The organism is Gammaproteobacteria bacterium (assembly GCA_013816845.1).
In the GTDB taxonomy this organism is placed as follows: domain Bacteria; phylum Pseudomonadota; class Gammaproteobacteria; order DSM-16500; family DSM-16500; genus Aquicella.
In genome coordinates, this window is record JACDDU010000002.1 from 171,083 (window position 1) to 188,445 (window position 17,363).

Sequence of the window (17,363 nt, forward strand, 5' to 3'; positions counted from 1 at the left end):
CAATATGTTAGCGTGTGTTGATAAAAAAATCATAACCCTCTTGCCCCCTTATTCAGGGGTAAGAGGAAAGAGTGGATTTTAGAGGTCAACTTACTTCAGTCGAAGTAAATTTCTTGTGACGAATAATCAGTTGCTTACAGAGCAGGGTAGATACGCTCTTAATCCACCCCTCGTTTCTTCTGAGCCTCCTGTATAGATCGTACCTTCACGATCTATCGTGACGCCAGAGAGGACAAAATGGGCGGGTGTACTTTGACACACTTGATTACCATTAAAGTCATATCCTGCAAGATAAACTTGGTCCCACTGGTTTTTGATTGTGATATAAATAATATCCTTATCAAAGGTTATTCGACCCAGTTTATGCTGATAAAAAGTTTTACGCCATATTTCTTTGCCCGACGTATCCACTGCAGAGATATTTCCATTTAATGAAGTATATGAGGTAACATACATCCGGCCATTATTTATTGTGGATAGATATTTGAGAGAATGATCCGCATATTTATCAATGCTATTATTTTTCCAAAGCGTATGACCTTGTTGATCCAAAGCATAGATTTCATGCGCGGTTAACACATAAAAAGTGCCATCATCGGCAATCGCTGCACTTTTAATATCAGGAATAGGAGATGAAATCCATTTAACCTGTCCATTTGTTGATAAGTGATAAATCAAACCGGTATTATAACAAACCATATACACTTCACTATTTTTACCAATGACATAAAAAGTTTCAGCGGGTAAGGTGAATTGCCATTTGTTATTTCCGTTTGTATCGAGAGCAATTAAGGTTGATTCAGGGCGACGTGGTTCAACATATCTCATTTTCATCAGTAAGAGAGTATGGTCTGGTCGCATGCTTAAATAGACCTGATCATAAGGTTTAATACCTTCTAATTTCTTTTCCCATGCCAATTTTCCTTGGGGTGAAATAGCTCGTAAAATAGCTAAGGATTCAAGTGTCTGTAAACCTAAAATATAAACCGTATCATCATGACCAATGATCGGTCGGGAATATTCATAAAGCTTAGGGGTGGGAAAGGTAAGTGCCCATTTTAACTTTCCCTGTGGGGTGAAAGCATAGAGGGCGGGCTCACTACTATCAGTCTCTGGTGAGTTAGTGTAAACGGTCCCATCTTTACCAAAGATAGGTTTAAAAAAAGTATAGCCGTTAAGATATTCCCATTTTTTTTGTAATCCGGGTGGGGAATAAGCATCGGCAAAGGTAAGACATTGAGCGAGTAGCAAAAAGATATAAATGATGTTTTTATGCATTAGTTGCCTCATTCCATTGAATCAATAGTGACGGGGAGTATAAAGGAATATGCGCGGGCAGAAAATAATATATTGAAGCAGACTTTTAATTTTAATTTATAATTATAAAAAATATACTGGTGTCAGGTTGCATACAAGCTGTGCAAACTTCGCATCAATGTTAAAAAAATATTTTTGATAAAACACCACTTCTTTTCGTTATAATGATTTTTTAATTTTTGAATAGTATTCCCATGCACGATTACCAAATTATACCTATTACTTTAGATTTCCTCGAAGGCTACTGTGCAGCTTTAGATAGCGTGGCGAGAGAACGACAGTATTTAGCTTTTCTTGAGGGGCCTTCAGAAGCCAAAGCACGTGCTTTTGTTTTGGAAAATCTGCAAGGTTATTGGCCGCATTTCATTGCGTTATGTGAGGGTAAAGTGGTGGGATGGTGTGATATTACTGCGCTTCATCGTCCAGTGTTTGCTCATGCCGGGACTCTAGGTTTGGGTGTCATCGCTCCTTATCGTGGCCGAGGCATTGGAGAGGCTTTAATGCGCGCTGCGCTTAATCAAGCGCAATCCAAAGGATTAACTCGGATTGAGCTAACGGTTCGTGAAAATAATGTACGTGCTATAAAGCTCTATAAAAAATTGGGATTTGTAGTAGAAGGTTTGCATCGCAATGCGCTCTGTATTGGAAAAGAGTACGAAAATCAAATTAGTATGGCCCTATTATTTGAATAATAATGATGAGTAAAAAAATGAGTATTTTTTTAGAAACACCAAGATTAATTATTACCACGCCCTCGGCTAAAGATTTTGATCAATTACTTGCACTTCAAGCCGATGCTGATGTGATGCAATATGTAGGCCAGGGCGTGCGTAATCCCGCTGAAGTACAGATGGGACTTGAAAAAGCAATCATGCATCAAGAAAAGCACGGTTTTAGTTTAGGGAATGTGTTTGAAAAAGAAAGTGGTGCTTTTGTGGGGCGAGCGGGATTGATTTTTCTTGCCTATGATGATACCCAGCCTGACATTGAAGTGGGATATGCTTTAATCAAAGCAGCATGGAATAAAGGTTATGCAACTGAATTGTTAAAAGCATTGATTACTTGGGGATTTCAACATTTATCGGTTACGAAGCTAGTAGCCGTAATTAATCCAAAAAACGATAGATCCCGACACGTTTTGGAAAAAGTAAAAATGCATTACAAGGAACGGAGGCTATATGGGAATAATGACGTCGCCTTGTATGAAATTCATAAACCTCATACCGATTATAAACACATTGAATTGATACCGGCCACATTAGCAGATTATTCTGTGATTCAAAACATGGGGCGGTTTTATGTTTATGACATGAGTGAATATATGGGTTATGAAGCAGGTTGGGAAATTCCTGAAGATGGCTTATTTGAATGTATTGATTTTAAAAAATATTGGCAGGATGAAAAAAGTTTTCCTTTTATAGTGCGTTATAAAAATGAAATAGCAGGGTTTGTTATTGTAGATAAAAAAGGGAGTCGTGTTGACATTGATTTCAATATGGCACAATTTTTTATTTTACGTAAATTTAAACATAAAGGCTTGGGCCGCTATGTCGCGCAACAAGCTTTTAAAAAATTTCCAGGTACGTGGGAAGTCATGGTCATGCCAGGTAACGAAGGGGCTTATCGTTTTTGGCGATCCACTATTAAGAATTTTACTCAGAATCACTTCACTGAATATACATGCAATATAGCGCATTTTAATCATAGCCGAAAAAATATTTTCAAATTTGATAGCTACAATTAACTGAAGAGAATAAGTATTTATGGTGGAATTTAGAAATAAATTGATAGAAAGTTTCCCTATTTATTATGTAGATGCATTTACCGATCAAGTTTTTTCAGGAAACCCTGCTGCGGTATGTCTTCTATCACAATGGTTGTCTGATGATACTCTTCACGCTATAGCTAAAGAAAATAATTTACCTGCTACTACGTTTTTGGTACGTGTGGAAGATCAATATGAGATTCGATGGCTAACACCTGAATATGAACTTGACCTTTGCGGTCATGGTTCTTTATCAGCAAGTTTTATTATTTTCAATTATCTTGAACCTACATGGAAAAAAGTGATTTTACGATCTCGTATCGAAGAATTACCCATGTTTTGCAACAATGATCTTATCACTTTAAATTTTCCATCGAAGGCTCTTGAAAGTGTTTCCTTACCCCTATTAGTGGAAGGTTTGGGATTTGCACCCAATGAAATATATCAACATAAAAAAGAACGCTGTCTTGCGATCTACCATTCCGAAGAAGAGGTTAAACACTTAAGGCCCAATATACAAATTCTTAAAAAATTGGAGCATCTCGGTATAACTGTGAGTGCACCAAGTAAAACGGTGGATTTTGTTTCTCGCACGTTCTATCCAAAAAAGACCATTTTTGAAGATGCAGCGACTGGCGCCTCGCATTGCTTATTAGCACCTTATTGGGCTAAACGTTTGAATAAAAATGAATTACATACGAGACAACTATCAGCACGAGGTGGTGAAATATTTTGCCGCTATCAAAATGATAGGATCTTGATTAGCGGAAAAGCAGTGTTGTATATGCAAGGCGCTATTTTTATTAATTGAAAAATCTGAAAACGGATCATGAAGTAGCTGAAAAAATAGTTTAAAATGAACAACAAGTTCAAAATGTTAAACAACCGTTTTTAATGCAGTTGGTCTTCCGTTTGATAAAATTGGTAATGGCCCTTACCACGAGATTTAACTTGATAGAGTGCTGAATCTGCATACTTCAAAATCGTTTGAATATCATCACCATCATCGGGATAAATGCCAATACCCACACTCGTACCAATGTGAATTTCATGATTATTAATCAAGATGGTTTCAGTAAAGCGTTTTAATAAACCTTTGGCAACAACTTCAATTTGTGATTTTTGGGTAATATCATCCATGATAATAACAAATTCATCGCCACCTAATCGCACTGCTAGATCACCTTCACGTATGCAGGCATTGAGTTGTTGGGCTACGTATTGCAATAACTTGTCGCCCACTTCATGGCCTAAAGTGTCGTTAATTTTCTTGAATCCATCTAAATCTAAAAATAAGATAGCAATCTGGGTATGATTACGTTTAGCTTTAATCGAAACTAAATCAAAAACCTGATAAAGAAGATTACGATTAGCTAAACCAGTTAAAGGATCATGGGTTGATTGATAATATAACCTAGCATTTTCTAATGAAATGGCGGCTTGCGAGGCAAGTAGTTTCAAGGTTTGTACATGTTCGTTAGTAAATGCATAACTCGTGATACGATTTTCCAAATACAATAAACTTTTAAATTTACCTTGATAAATGATAGGGAGGATTAATAAAGATTGTGGTTTTACGGTAATTAAGTAAGGATCTTCTACGGTCATACTATTAATTTCTTCAGGACTTTGAATAATCAGCAAATCTTGTGTGCGAATTGCAAGATTAATAAGAGTGAGAGGCAGATCGGTACGCTGTGTAATCAATTGGGTTGGCGTTAAATAAACGCATTGTTCTGCACTGCTTCCTTCGGCTTCAACGAGCCAATTGTCATTATTTTTAACCAATAAAGCCCCGCGCTGCGCCCCCGCATTTTGCAATAAAATGACCATTAACTTTTGTAATAATTTGTCTAATTGAATTTCACCTGAAATAATTTGCGTAAATTTCAATATGGATAAGATATCAATATTGGTGAGTGAAGATTCTGTGGTGGTGTATGTCGTATTAACAGCATCACTATGCGTTATGTCTTCAGTAAACCAGCCCGGATATTGATCTTCAAGTAATTTACATTTGGTTATTGCTCCCCATTGTTGATAAGCATAATAGGCATGCTGCATGCAGGTTTTAGCAAAAATAGGCATATGGTATTCTTGGTAAAACCGACCCGCACATTCATAAACAATAGCTAGTAATTCAATATTGTTCATTTCACTAACCGTAACCATGGCTTGATTATATTTATTAATTGCACGTAAAGGCAGGTTATTGATACGAGCTATTTCTGCATCAACAAGCGCTAAATAAGACGCAAAGTTATTTGGATTCCATTTAGTCCAACGGTGTAGCCGCTTGTGTAATAATCTTAAAGTTTTATTGTTTAAAACTTTATCTCGCGAATGGTTAGCAGTTATTGATAAGCAATGATAAAAAGCCGCATCGAGATTACTAAGCATCCCCAGTCCATTTTCATAATATTGTTCGTGTTTAATTCCTGCTGCGCGTGCTGCATCAAATTGGCCCATAAGGTAACAAAGTTTCGTATAGTAAGTATAAAAAAGATTAAGTTCGGTTTTATTATTCCAAGATAACATTGTTGCTTCGTTTACATCTAATTCAGAAATTAATGTTTTATTTTTATTACTAAGATGACGGCAAATATTATTAGCAAATTTTATAATATATAGAAAATCATTAATTTTCGCATTGGTTAGAAAGATAACGGCATCATGATGGTGCCGCTCAACTTCGTTTAACGGTAGGCCACTGTGAAAAATCAAATATAAGAATCCGCAATTTGCATAATTACTATAAACTAAATCGCCAACATCATAAGTATCATGCGATGCTTGAATTAAAGTTTTTTCGCTCGTTGCTAATGAGTACCGCCAAGGTGCAATAAAGTTTCCAAAGATAAAATGATTTTTTCCTTTCAAAGATCCTTGTGAATATTTACCAATTAATTTTTGATGAAATTTGACATAATCCAACCCTTCTCCATACCAATTCAATGCATGCATAAGCATAAAAGCATAGACTAAACATGCATAAGAAGTGCCTGGGGTATACCCCCACCTTAAGCTTAAATGCATTGTCGTTGCGCATAACAAAACAAATAATTTGGCGTTACTCATGAATGCGCTATTAGCGAGTTGAGTTATTAAATTGATAGCTGCTTCATAATTAGCTGAGGTGATGGGTTGCAAGTCAATATTATGCAATCCGCTAAATCCCACTTGCCATTTAACCTTCAGTACGGCTTTCAAAATATGCAAATCATTTGTTTTAAGTGGAATAATGATATTGATGCGCTTTAAGGCCGCCAACCCTAACCTGATTGCCTCTTGATGACGGTTCATTGTCGCAAGCATTTCGCAGTGCAATTGTGTTGCTTCCAAAGCAGGTAATTTATCATGGACATTTGCAACTAATTCATTAAAGGTTAATTCCGCCGCATCGAATTCGCTGGTTAAATATTGGCAAATAGCGAGTTCTTTTTTTAAGGCAAAAAGTAAATCATATTGATTAGACCAATTAAATGGCGTCAATAAAGTTAATCCAGACTGTATGTAGGTTTTAGCAATCGAATAAGCATTGGAATTTTTGGCATTTTGTCCAGCCCATAAATTAAAGGTGGCTAATTGCACTTTTTCATCAGTATCGGTAATGAGAGCCGTGCTGTCATTTAAATGATCCGTGATGGTAAATAAAAGATCATCTTTAGCCGTTAAAGGATGCTCTTTAAGTAATAGGCGCCCAATTTGCAGATGATAGGTTTGTCGCTCATCATCTGCAATTAATTGATAGGCTGCTTGTTGCACGCGATCATGAATAAATTGATAACATAATTGACTGAGATCAACTTCCCGAAACATTGTTAAATCATTCACTAGGGCGCTCGACTGGTAGGTTTCATCGATAGGCATGATGAAATTATTTTCAACCGCCGTAGTTACCGCTGCCATGACAGCTTGAGGTGATTTTTCACTAATCGTGATTAATGTTTTTAAATTAAATTTATAGCCAATACAAGCAGCAAGTTTTAAAATGTTTTGTACATCAAGGCTTAAGAGTTTTATACGACTAATTAATAAATCTACAACATTATCAGTAATGTTTTGCGCTTGTATTTTTTCAATATCCCAATGCCATTGATGTGTATGATGATCGAATTTAAGTAAATGTCGAATATATAAATCTTTAACAAATTGGTTAATAAAAAAAGGGTTGCCCTGGGTTTTAAAAGCAATCAAATCCGCTAACGATACAATACGAGAAATTGAAGAGAATAAGCTGTCAGCAAGTAATTGTTGTATATCATGGAGAGTAAGTGGCGTTAAAACAACTTGATGTAAAATGACCTTCGCTTTGCGTAATTCCTGACAAGCAATGGTTAACGGATGTTTAGCGTTGACTTCATTGTCACGATAAGCACCAATAATTAATAAATGTTTAAGCTTGGTATCAGTTAATAAACTTTGGATTAATAATAATGAAGCGCTATCAACCCATTGCAAATCATCGAAAAAAAACACTAAAGGATGTTCAGCGCTCGCTAAAGTATGAATAAAATGCTGAAAAGTAAATATGAATCGATTTTGTGAATCAATCGGAGCTAATGCCGAAACATTCTTTTGTGCGCCAATAATTAATTCAACCGAAGGGATAACATCAGTGATCACTTGGCCATTGTCACCGAGGGCTACTAACAATTTTTCCTTTAATGCGGTTAATTTAGTTTCCGATTCAGCAAGGAGTTGTTTTACCAAAGCATCAAGGGCCGTGATAATGGCGCTATAAGGCGTTGCGCGCTGTAATTGATCATATTTACCGCTTACAAAATATGCTTTTTTCTGCACAACAGGTTTATGAATTTCTCGAACTAATGATGATTTGCCGATTCCCGAATAACCCGTTACTAATAATAATTCTGGCTCCCCTCTCCCAACACGTTCAAAAGCATCTAGCAGTTGATTAAGTTGTTCTTTGCGGCCATAAAGACGATGTGACATATTAAGTTGATCATGAACATCGACTTGACCTAAGGGAAATAAGTCTATTTTTTGATGGCTTTGCCATTGGATGAAGCATTTAGTCAAATCGGCTTTGAGGCCAGCCGCGCTTAAATACCGATCCTCTGGCATTTTGGCGAGCAGTTTAGCAATGATTAAACCGACTTGCTTGGGTACGTTTGGATTAAATTCACAAACATTAGGTGCGATCTTTGCAATGTGGTTATGAACCATTTCTAATTGATCTGCACAATGAAATGGCGTTTCACCGGTCAGCATTTGAAAAAAAGTAACTCCCAAGGAATAAAAATCACTTCGATAATCGAGGGGTCTATTCATTCTTCCAGTCTGTTCGGGGGAAATATAAGCAAGCGTCCCTTCTAACTTATTAACTGGGAGATATTCTGTATTTTCTTCCGATAATTGAGTGGCAATACTGAAATCAATGAGTTTAATAGATAAGGTATCAGGGTTGATAATAATGTTATTAGGGTTAATATCTTTGTGAATGATTTGCTGTAAATGTAAATTAATTAAAATCTCAGTGAGATCAATAGCAATTTTAAAAAATTCAGTCAAGCCCATTGGTTTTTTTTCTAAAAATTGCGTTAAAGATTTTCCTTTTATATCTTCTAAAACTAATACTAATTGATGTTGATTTTTGATGAGTTCATATACATCAATAATGCCACTGACATTAAGTAATTTTAGCAACTGAAATTCGTGTTGCAGAGCAGCTAAATCGGCGAGCGTAGGTTTTTCAAAACGACATGCTTTTAAAATAACAGGTAAATTGTCACTGAGGCGGATACCACGGTAGACAATATAATGATTACCTTTGTAAAGCTGATCAAGAATTTGATAGCCAACAAGTGCAAGCATTGGTTATAAATCATCCTTGTAAATATTATAAAAATTAACCCTTTATCTACAAATTTTACCATGGATGGATGAGCATTTGATTAAATCCAAAAAGTTGTGACTCTTTAGTCCTATTAATAGGAAAAATGTTCAATTCACAGCCCAATTAAGTACGGTTGCTTCAGCTTGTTTCGCCAAACAAATAATTAAAAACTTTTGTTTTCGCGAATTTGCTCGAGCAACGATATGAATTTTTTTGAATTATTAAACAACTTTCATGTGCGCTTTATCGAGAAAGCGATTGCTTTTTACCTTGCGCATTATCCAAGCCTCAGATTCTATTGATAAAAAACATTTTAATGCCCTTAAATTTAGAAACTATACTTAAAGAGTTATCTCAACTTTAAATATAAACTATGGTTGAATTAGAAGGTTACACGGCATTTGAAGAAATTAGTGCGCAAGAACATACGGTATGCTACCGGGCTATCCGCGTGTCTGATCATAAGCAAGTTATATTAAAAATTATTCGATCAGAATATCCTACCGTTGCTGAACTTTCTTCTTTACAACAAGATTATCAGTTTGCTAAAAAACTCAATATCCCGGGTATAATCAAAGCTTATGATTTTCAAAAGTATCGAAATGGTTATGGATTAGTTCTTGAAGATATTGGTGGCATTACTTTAAAGGAATATTTACAGCTTGGCATACTCTCTCTAACTAATTTTTTTAGAATTGCATTGCCCCTCGTTGATACACTACAAGCTTTACATGAAAAAGGGGTGATCCATAAAGATATTAACCCCACCAATATTATTATTGAACCCCAAACGCTTTCCGTAAAGTTAACCGACTTTAGTAACGCATCACTTTTACAATACGAAGTTCAAGATCAACAAAATCCTAATATTCTAAGCGGTACGCTTTTTTACTTATCTCCCGAACAAACCGGCAGAATGAATCGATCAATCGATTATCGTACTGATTTTTATTCGCTAGGGGTTACATTTTATGAAATGCTTGCAGGACAATTACCGTTTGCAGCAATTGATGCGATTGGTTGGGTTTATTGTCACATTGCCCAACCCCCCACGCCTTTACAAAATATTGCACCTGAAATTCCTGAAATGATTAGTCGAATTATCCATAAACTTATTGGAAAAATGCCGGAAGATCGTTACAAAAGTGCGGCAGGTTTAAAGTCCGATCTTTTACAATGTGAAATTGAATGGCGTGGATATGGGGTTATCAAACCTTTTGAACTGGCACTAAATGATGTTAGCGATACGCTTGCCTTATCGCAGCGACTTTATGGTCGCGAAATGCAAGTTAATGCCTTGCTCGATGCTTTTGACCGCACGATTGCTGGAGGCAGGGAATGCATTCTCATTTCTGGAAATGCAGGGATAGGCAAATCTTCCTTAGTGCATGAAATTGATAAACCCATTACCAAGAATAAGGGTTTTTTTATTAGCGGTAAGTATGATCAATTCAAGAGAAATATTCCATTCAGTGCTGTTATTGAAGCATTCCGACAGCTTGTACAAAATTGGCTAACAGAGCCTGAAGAAAAAATTATTGTGCTAAGGAATGAATTGCAAAACCTTGTTGGTAAGAGTGGTCAAGTACTTATTGATATCATTCCCGAATTGGAACATATCATTGGGCCGCAACCGAAAGCTTTGACATTAGATCCAACCCAAACACAAAATCGATTCATGATTTTATTCCGCGGTTTTATACAAGTTTTTGCCAGTAAAAATCATCCACTTGTTTTATTCTTAGATGATTTGCAGTGGGTGGATAATGGTTCGTTGAAGCTGATTGAAATGTTGTTAACGGATCCGCAAATTCGTTATTTATTAGTGATCGGTTCTTATCGAGATAACGAAGTTACCGCCGATCATCCCTTATTAATTAATTTGCGCGAAATTAATAAATCAAACATTACCACGATAAAAACAATTGATCTGGCACCTTTAAATGTCAAAGATTTAACTGACTTAATATTTGATAGTATAAATGGTGAATATTTGCGAGATGAGCAATTAGCGAATTTAGTATTTAAAAAAACCGGTGGCAATCCCTTTTTTGTGATCAAATTTTTAAAAACCCTTTATCAAGAAAAATTATTAACTTTTTCGCATATTAATCGGTCTTGGGAATGGAATATTGAGGCAGTTGAAGCTGCCAAAATTACAGAAAGCATTGTCGGCTTATTGATAAGTAACATTCATAAATTATCCCCGGCTGCCCAAATGATGTTACAGCGGGCATCATGTATTGGTTTTACCTTTGATTTAGGATTATTAGCCATTTTATCTGGAGAAACATTACAAAAAACTTCTATCTTATTATGGGAGGCGGTGCAAGCTGAACTTATTAGCCCAATCGGTACGAATTATCGAGATGTAGATTTATTCGCACGAGAAAAAATCAATCCGAAAAATATTCAAGAACGCATTAATTATAATTTTTCTCATGATCGAATTCAACACGCTGTAATGAGTCTAAATACCGAAGACAATAATCAAAAAATGCACTTTGCAATCGGTAAAATTTTATTAGGAAAATATAATGAACAGTCGGAAAGCGTCGATTTATTTGAAATAATAAATCATTTAAATGCTTCTTCATCGCTGATTAGAGCCGAGGCTGAAAAAATTCAACTTGCTGAACTGAATTTAAAAGGTGCAAAACAAGCCAGGCTTTCGATGGCTTATCAATCGGCGCTTAACTATATCAATGCCGGTATTCAATTGCTTGTAGATATTTCGTGGGACCAACAATATGAATTACTTCTTGCGCTACATAAACAATTGTTAGAATGTGAATATTTAATTGGTGAATATCAAAAAGCCGAACAAAACTTTGATTTTATTATGTCTAAGGCAAAAACAGTTTTAGATAAAGCGGATCTATATTATAGCAAAATTAAAATTTATACCAACCAAGGTAAGTTACATGAAGGTACTCAGCTGGGAATTGAAGCGCTCCGTTTGTTTGATATCGAAATTCCTACTCATCCCAATGTCGGTACTATATTGCGAAAAATTTTATCTGTAGAGCGCCTCATCTTTTTTAAAAATGTCAGTCAACTTAATGTGGTAGAGATGACTGATCCTAAGCAACTTTCTATTTTACGAATTCTATTTGCTATTGGTACAAGCGCCTCCTCTTTTAATCGCCCTTTATTTTTAGTGACGACTTGCATGGCAACCCGCCAAGTGTTGGAATACGGTTATACAGATGAAGCCCCCTTGGCAATTTGCGCCTATGCAATGCTATTACTTTCAATTGGACGACACAAAAAAGCTGTTATTTTCTTAGATTTTGCACGACGTATTTCTGAAAAATCGGGTAGTGTTGCAGCATCTGCTCGCTATCACATACCGGTAATACTTGCTAATTATTTATATAAACCCATTCATACCTTGCCTGATATTGCAAAAATCGCCTATCAACAAGCCTTGGAAGCAGGGGAGCTCATTTATGCCTCCTGGGCGTGTGTTGGTAAACTCCGAGCACTGAGTTTGCTTGGTAAACCGATTAAAGATCTAGGTGAAGAAGCGCTCAATAGTTATGAATATACACTCAGGATCAAATACACAGATTATTACGATATTACTAAAATGTACAATCAGTATTATCAATGTTTACAAGCTAACCCTGCTGTTTCACGTGAAGATTTGCTTGAAAGTTTAAAGGGTATTCAGAGTAAAGAAAGTGAAATTATAAATGGTGAGGGACATAGTCTAGCGGCCCGCTATTATTATTTTGTCGAAGACTATGAAAATGCATTAAAAATGAGTGAAAAAGCCTTCGCTTATCGTCAATCCTATCATCACCATCAAATGATTCGTAGTGAAGTTTATTTATACTATGCATTGGCAATCGCCAAAAATTATCCGCAACTGAATATCAAACAGCGCAAGTCTTATAAGAAAATTTACAAGAAAATTTTAAACGAAGTACAAAGATGGTCAAAGCTTTGTCCCTATAATTTTTCAGATAAATATTTATTACTTGCAGCTGAATATGCACAAATTTGCAATCGATCAGTTATGGCTGCGCGGTTATATGATGATGCTATTAACCAAGCAAGTAAAAATAATTTTATTTATTGTATTGCCATTGCCAATGATTGCGCTGCTCAATTTTATTCCAAACAAGGTAAAGATAAAATTGCTAGATCATATATGTTAGAGGCGCATTATTATTTTTATCGCTGGGGCGCCGTTGCCAAGACGAATCTATTAGAGCATCAATACCAAGCATGGCTTAAACCCCAAATGAATAGTAATGCGATTGCGCATGATCACAGCGGAACCATTACTTTGCCGACTTCAGCTTTAGATTTTTTATCGGTTATTAAAGCTTCACATACTATTTCAAAAGAAATTTTACCCGATCGATTATTATTGCAAACATTAAATGTTGTTATTGAAAATGCAGGTGCAGATAAAGCTATGTTTATTACGAGACAAAACACATCTTTTATAATCGAGCTTGCAATAGATAAAATTAGCGAAGACCCAGATAAATTTATCCGCAAAGAAGGTAATGCCACGAATTTACCTCAAACATTGCTGCATGCGGTTTATCGAACCAATAAACCCATTATTTTGTATGATGCAATTAATAGTGAGATATTTGCAAATGATTCTTACATTATAAAAAATCGTCCTAAGTCTATCCTTTGTATGCCTATTCATCATCAAAATGATTTAGTGGGGATTTTATACTTAGAAAATCATACCAGTACGGGTGCTTTTACCTCTGAATTGTTGCAAGTTCTTAATTTAATTGGAACCCAAACTGCTATTTCCTTAGAAAATGCTAAAGTTTATGCTGCAAGTGGTCGCTTTGTGCCGCGCGAATTTTTGGAACAGTTACAAAAACGAAATATATCCGAAGTTTCGTTAGGCGATAATTCCCATCAGAATATGTCCATTCTTTTTTGTGATATTCGAAATTTTTCTAATTTGTTTGAACATTTAACTTCCGCTGAAGCATTTGATTTAATTAATAGCTTTTTTTCAGCCATGGAACCTTATATCCGCAAGCAACATGGATTTATCGATAAATATATTGGTGATGCCATCATGGCTTTATTTAGCGGCGTTGCAGATCATGCCGTGCAAGCGGGCGTTGATATGTTGAAAGGTCTCAAAAAGTATCAAGAAGCGTGCAAAATAAACAACAAACCTGAAATCAATATAGGAATCGGAATTAATACAGGCGAATTAATGTTGGGTATTGTTGGGAGTGAAAATAGGATTGAAAGTACAGTCATCGGTGATTCAGTCAATATTGCTACGCGTATAGAAACATTAAATAAATTATACGGGACAAAATTATTAATTAGCGAAACAACGCGCTTAAATTTACGGTTTCCTGAACACTTTACGCTCCGTTTGGTGGATAAAGCAATCATTAAAGGTAAAGAAAATACAATTGAAGTTTGGGAAGTTTGTGATGTCGATGAACCCGATGTCTTAGAAGCAAAAAGAAAAAGTTTAGACTGTTTTAATCGGGCACGAAATGCGTATCAAGAAAAAAATTATATGGAAGCTCAACAGTATTTTAGGATGTGTCATGATCAAAATAAAAAAGACCAAGTTGTAAAAATTTACCTAGACCTGTGTAAGAAGAAATTATCGTAATGTGCTCCTTCATTAAGCGTGCTTCAAATATAAACGATAATTGGTTTGTTATATTAAATATTCGGTTGAGTAAAGGTTATAAACCACGCCGGCGAATCCATTGCCTCAGTTTCTCATCATCAAAGCGACGACAGCTAAAATGACCATGGTTAAATCTTCAATCAAGGTAATACTCGAAAGCGGAACTTTGAGTAACGTTCCTAAGCAGGCGCAGTGGATTTTTTGTTTTTTAAGTAAACTGTTTATGACACCGAGACTCGAAAAACCCATGATGACTATAGTCGCAAATTGCGTTAGAGTTGGTAGTTCTTGCGTTAAATATAAAATTCCCAGCACTAATTCTAAGAAAGGATAAATGTAACCATAGGTATGCCAACGTTGTGCTAATAAATCGTAAGTCGCATACCCTTCTGCAAAACCACGAATATCTAAAAATTTAAAAGCTGAAAAAATTAAGAAAAATCCAGCCATAAATTGGTTCATCAAGCTTTGCCAATTGATTTCTCCTGCATGAAAATTATTTATCCCAGCAACACCGATTATATAACTCATAATCAGAAAAATAGGGTAATAGACTCGCCATCCTTGCGGTTCTGGATCAGCCATAGAAAGAGACTTAGAATTGCTAAGATGATGTGTAGGACGAGCTTGTAGTTTGTAATTCCCGATCAAAGCGAGGTGGGCATTAAGTGCATCAAGGTTGGGAGGACGCTCAGCTTCAATTTTAAGTAGCGGGGGATTCAGTGTTATCTCAATTATATTTACATGGGGTGATAACACTGAGGAAATTTTATGAATGCAAGAAGGGCAATGTATTCCCTCGATAGAGTAGGTTAAATTCATTAATATAATCCTTTTATTCCAAACTATTCTTTTCTAAGTAAAATACTGATTGGTACTCATACTCATGAGGCCAGTCACGCCGTTGACTATTATACTAAAGTTATAGAAATGAATCACTTAGCTTAAATCTTTCATAAAATCAAATTGCTTCATCTTTTGGCTTATCATTAAGAGGTATAATAATTAAAATATAATGTAGAAACCGAGGGGTTTATGGATAGTCAAACAACTTTATCTCCTTACCTGAAAAAATGGCATCCTTTTTTGACAGATGTGACCACTAAAGAATTATTTATCGAACCTGTGATTGTCATTCGTAAAGATTCCGCGGGATATGGGTTTACTTATGAACGTTCGACTTTACCCGAGAAGTACAAAGAGGGAATTGATTTTATCCGAAACAAAAAAATAGAAGAAATTTTACAAATACTACATGAAACTAAAAATTCATCCGAAGAGGAAGCTAAAATCAAAATGGAAGAAATATTACAGGATTCTATCAGTGATGAATTATTTACGAAAACGTATGTTTATCCGTTAGGTCAGACTATTTCCCAAGAAAGTCTTTTAAACCTTATCGGTGCAGAAGTTGATGCGCAAAAAAAGCATGGTCGCTTCAATCCCCGCAAAGGTATTACTGAAGTTATGAATCCACACGTGGGTGCACAAATTCGAAATGCACTAGCTGACATTGTGCCTAATGCTACCTTTAATAATTTACTGGCTTTTATAAACAATCAGCCTCAAGCATTTCTTTTGCCTCCTGTTTTAAACGCTTCAGCCAAACCGATCATTTACAGTGCGGAAAAAACTCTGAGTGCGAAAATTAAAAAGATAGAGATGAGTACGCAGCAAAGCAATGAGCCACTTTATCAAGACTATCCGCAAGAGGAAGAAAATACGAATCTACGATTATTTGAAACTTGTGTAAGAGCGATAAAAAATCGCGCACCCAAAGATATCCAAGGTTTTTTCCAACTGAACTATATCGAAGATTATGAAAGTTCACGGTATCCGGATAGTAAGCTTCCTCAAAAAATTCCTCACAGAGAAGCGCTCATCTCTTTACGCAAATATATTAATGAAAATTTGAATCATGTTGAAAACGACTCTGTTAATTTTGCAGACGTGTTGTTAGGTTTAATTGATAGAATGCAAGCCATTATACAAACGGATCAAAGTTCTTCGCGCGTTTTGGGTTTATTTAAAAAACATGATGAGGTGGCATCGGGGATGCGTTTAGCATTACGTGTCATACGTGCTAACCATGAGCTTGATATGATATTAAATAGCGACACGCGCCATAGACTCTAAGTTTTTTATTTGTCCAAAAAAAGTAATTATTAACATAAGTGGATTTGCTGCACAAATTATCCTAGGCTATAAAAGAAAAATGAGCCTGGGATTGATAAAAAATTGAGTTTCGGTTCGCTCATGCACCGGAAAAGTAAAAAAGGAAAAAACTAACTTCTTTTCCGTCCCACTCCATTTTTTTCTAAGCCAAACGAAATTCAAAACTAAAATGGGAGCTTAATCTTGCAGGCGTTGGGTTTGCGTGACGACAGTATGACTTGTCTGCTTTTCAGTCGTGCTCTTCAAAAGTGGTAATTTTTCTATGAGGACCGAAGTAACTATAACGACCAGCAAAAATTGAAAATAGAGAGAAACTTTGCCGCGCCAGTGTAGGATGGATTGTATTCCCATAATAATAACCATGAAGATCGCTGCACCTATCAAGGTAAAAACGATGTGAAGGAGTATATAGCCAATGCAAGTTGGTGAAAATTGTCCAAATGGACATTTATAGCTGGTTGTGATCGTTAGTACTACGATTACTACTATCGTGAATATAAATTTGAAAAAATATGAAATTAGATTCATTTAATAAATTCCAATAAAAAATAAATGTTTTGATGCACAAGCCTATTTGGGATAGTAATTTTAACTAAGTA

The 17,363-nt window shown here is 35.7% G+C and carries 9 protein-coding genes; 5 read left to right on the top strand and 4 right to left on the bottom strand.

Going from position 1 to position 17,363, the window contains the following annotated elements; all coding sequences use genetic code 11:
• Positions 1-126: 126 nt before the first annotated feature.
• Entirely contained in the window at positions 127-1,278 is a 1,152-nt protein-coding gene (locus H0W64_04405) for a PQQ-like beta-propeller repeat protein (GenBank protein MBA3660944.1), read from the bottom strand.
• 233 nt (positions 1,279-1,511) lie between these two features.
• On the opposite strand from H0W64_04405, the gene H0W64_04410 reads away from it, so the two are divergent.
• The 3 genes from H0W64_04410 to H0W64_04420 are packed head-to-tail and all read left to right on the top strand — an operon-like array spanning position 1,512 to position 3,893.
• On the top strand, positions 1,512-2,009 hold the full coding sequence (locus tag H0W64_04410) for a GNAT family N-acetyltransferase (GenBank protein MBA3660945.1): 498 nt from the start codon (positions 1,512-1,514) through the stop codon (positions 2,007-2,009).
• Positions 2,010-2,026: 17 nt separating this feature from the next.
• Positions 2,027-3,061 carry a GNAT family N-acetyltransferase gene (locus tag H0W64_04415; protein MBA3660946.1) on the top strand — a complete coding sequence of 345 codons (1,035 nt, stop codon included), beginning with the start codon at positions 2,027-2,029 and terminating at the stop codon, positions 3,059-3,061.
• Between the two features lie 19 nt (positions 3,062-3,080).
• Positions 3,081-3,893, top strand: coding sequence for a PhzF family phenazine biosynthesis protein (locus H0W64_04420; protein MBA3660947.1), 813 nt, complete (start codon positions 3,081-3,083; stop codon positions 3,891-3,893).
• An 80-nt stretch (positions 3,894-3,973) separates the two neighbouring features.
• Here H0W64_04420 and H0W64_04425 read toward each other — a convergent pair whose 3' ends face one another.
• Positions 3,974-8,920 (bottom strand): diguanylate cyclase, encoded by a 4,947-nt coding sequence (locus H0W64_04425; protein ID MBA3660948.1) that lies wholly within the window; start codon positions 8,918-8,920, stop codon positions 3,974-3,976.
• Positions 8,921-9,315: 395 nt separating this feature from the next.
• Here H0W64_04425 and H0W64_04430 point away from each other — a divergent pair, with 395 nt between their 5' ends.
• Entirely contained in the window at positions 9,316-14,568 is a 5,253-nt protein-coding gene (locus H0W64_04430) for an AAA family ATPase (protein ID MBA3660949.1), read from the top strand.
• A gap of 105 nt (positions 14,569-14,673) precedes the next feature.
• Here H0W64_04430 and H0W64_04435 read toward each other — a convergent pair whose 3' ends face one another.
• Positions 14,674-15,411, bottom strand: a complete 738-nt coding sequence (locus H0W64_04435; protein ID MBA3660950.1) for a heavy-metal-associated domain-containing protein — start codon at positions 15,409-15,411, stop codon at positions 14,674-14,676.
• A 213-nt stretch (positions 15,412-15,624) separates the two neighbouring features.
• On the opposite strand from H0W64_04435, the gene H0W64_04440 reads away from it, so the two are divergent.
• Positions 15,625-16,725 carry a hypothetical protein gene (locus tag H0W64_04440; GenBank protein ID MBA3660951.1) on the top strand — a complete coding sequence of 367 codons (1,101 nt, stop codon included), beginning with the start codon at positions 15,625-15,627 and terminating at the stop codon, positions 16,723-16,725.
• A 216-nt stretch (positions 16,726-16,941) separates the two neighbouring features.
• On the opposite strand, the gene H0W64_04445 is transcribed toward H0W64_04440, so the two are convergent.
• Positions 16,942-17,127 carry a hypothetical protein gene (locus H0W64_04445; protein MBA3660952.1) on the bottom strand — a complete coding sequence of 62 codons (186 nt, stop codon included), beginning with the start codon at positions 17,125-17,127 and terminating at the stop codon, positions 16,942-16,944.
• Between the last annotated feature and the right edge of the window lie 236 nt (positions 17,128-17,363).

What these genes read in the sequence shown, in the direction of transcription:
- H0W64_04405 (MBA3660944.1), bottom strand. Translation starts at nt 1,278, where the DNA reads ATGCATAAAAACATCATTTATATCTTTTTGCTACTCGCTCAATGTCTT.
- H0W64_04410 (MBA3660945.1), top strand. Translation starts at nt 1,512, where the DNA reads ATGCACGATTACCAAATTATACCTATTACTTTAGATTTCCTCGAAGGC.
- H0W64_04415 (MBA3660946.1), top strand. Translation starts at nt 2,027, where the DNA reads ATGAGTATTTTTTTAGAAACACCAAGATTAATTATTACCACGCCCTCG.
- H0W64_04420 (MBA3660947.1), top strand. Translation starts at nt 3,081, where the DNA reads ATGGTGGAATTTAGAAATAAATTGATAGAAAGTTTCCCTATTTATTAT.
- H0W64_04425 (MBA3660948.1), bottom strand. Translation starts at nt 8,920, where the DNA reads ATGCTTGCACTTGTTGGCTATCAAATTCTTGATCAGCTTTACAAAGGT.
- H0W64_04430 (MBA3660949.1), top strand. Translation starts at nt 9,316, where the DNA reads ATGGTTGAATTAGAAGGTTACACGGCATTTGAAGAAATTAGTGCGCAA.
- H0W64_04435 (MBA3660950.1), bottom strand. Translation starts at nt 15,411, where the DNA reads ATGAATTTAACCTACTCTATCGAGGGAATACATTGCCCTTCTTGCATT.
- H0W64_04440 (MBA3660951.1), top strand. Translation starts at nt 15,625, where the DNA reads ATGGATAGTCAAACAACTTTATCTCCTTACCTGAAAAAATGGCATCCT.
- H0W64_04445 (MBA3660952.1), bottom strand. Translation starts at nt 17,127, where the DNA reads ATGGTTATTATTATGGGAATACAATCCATCCTACACTGGCGCGGCAAA.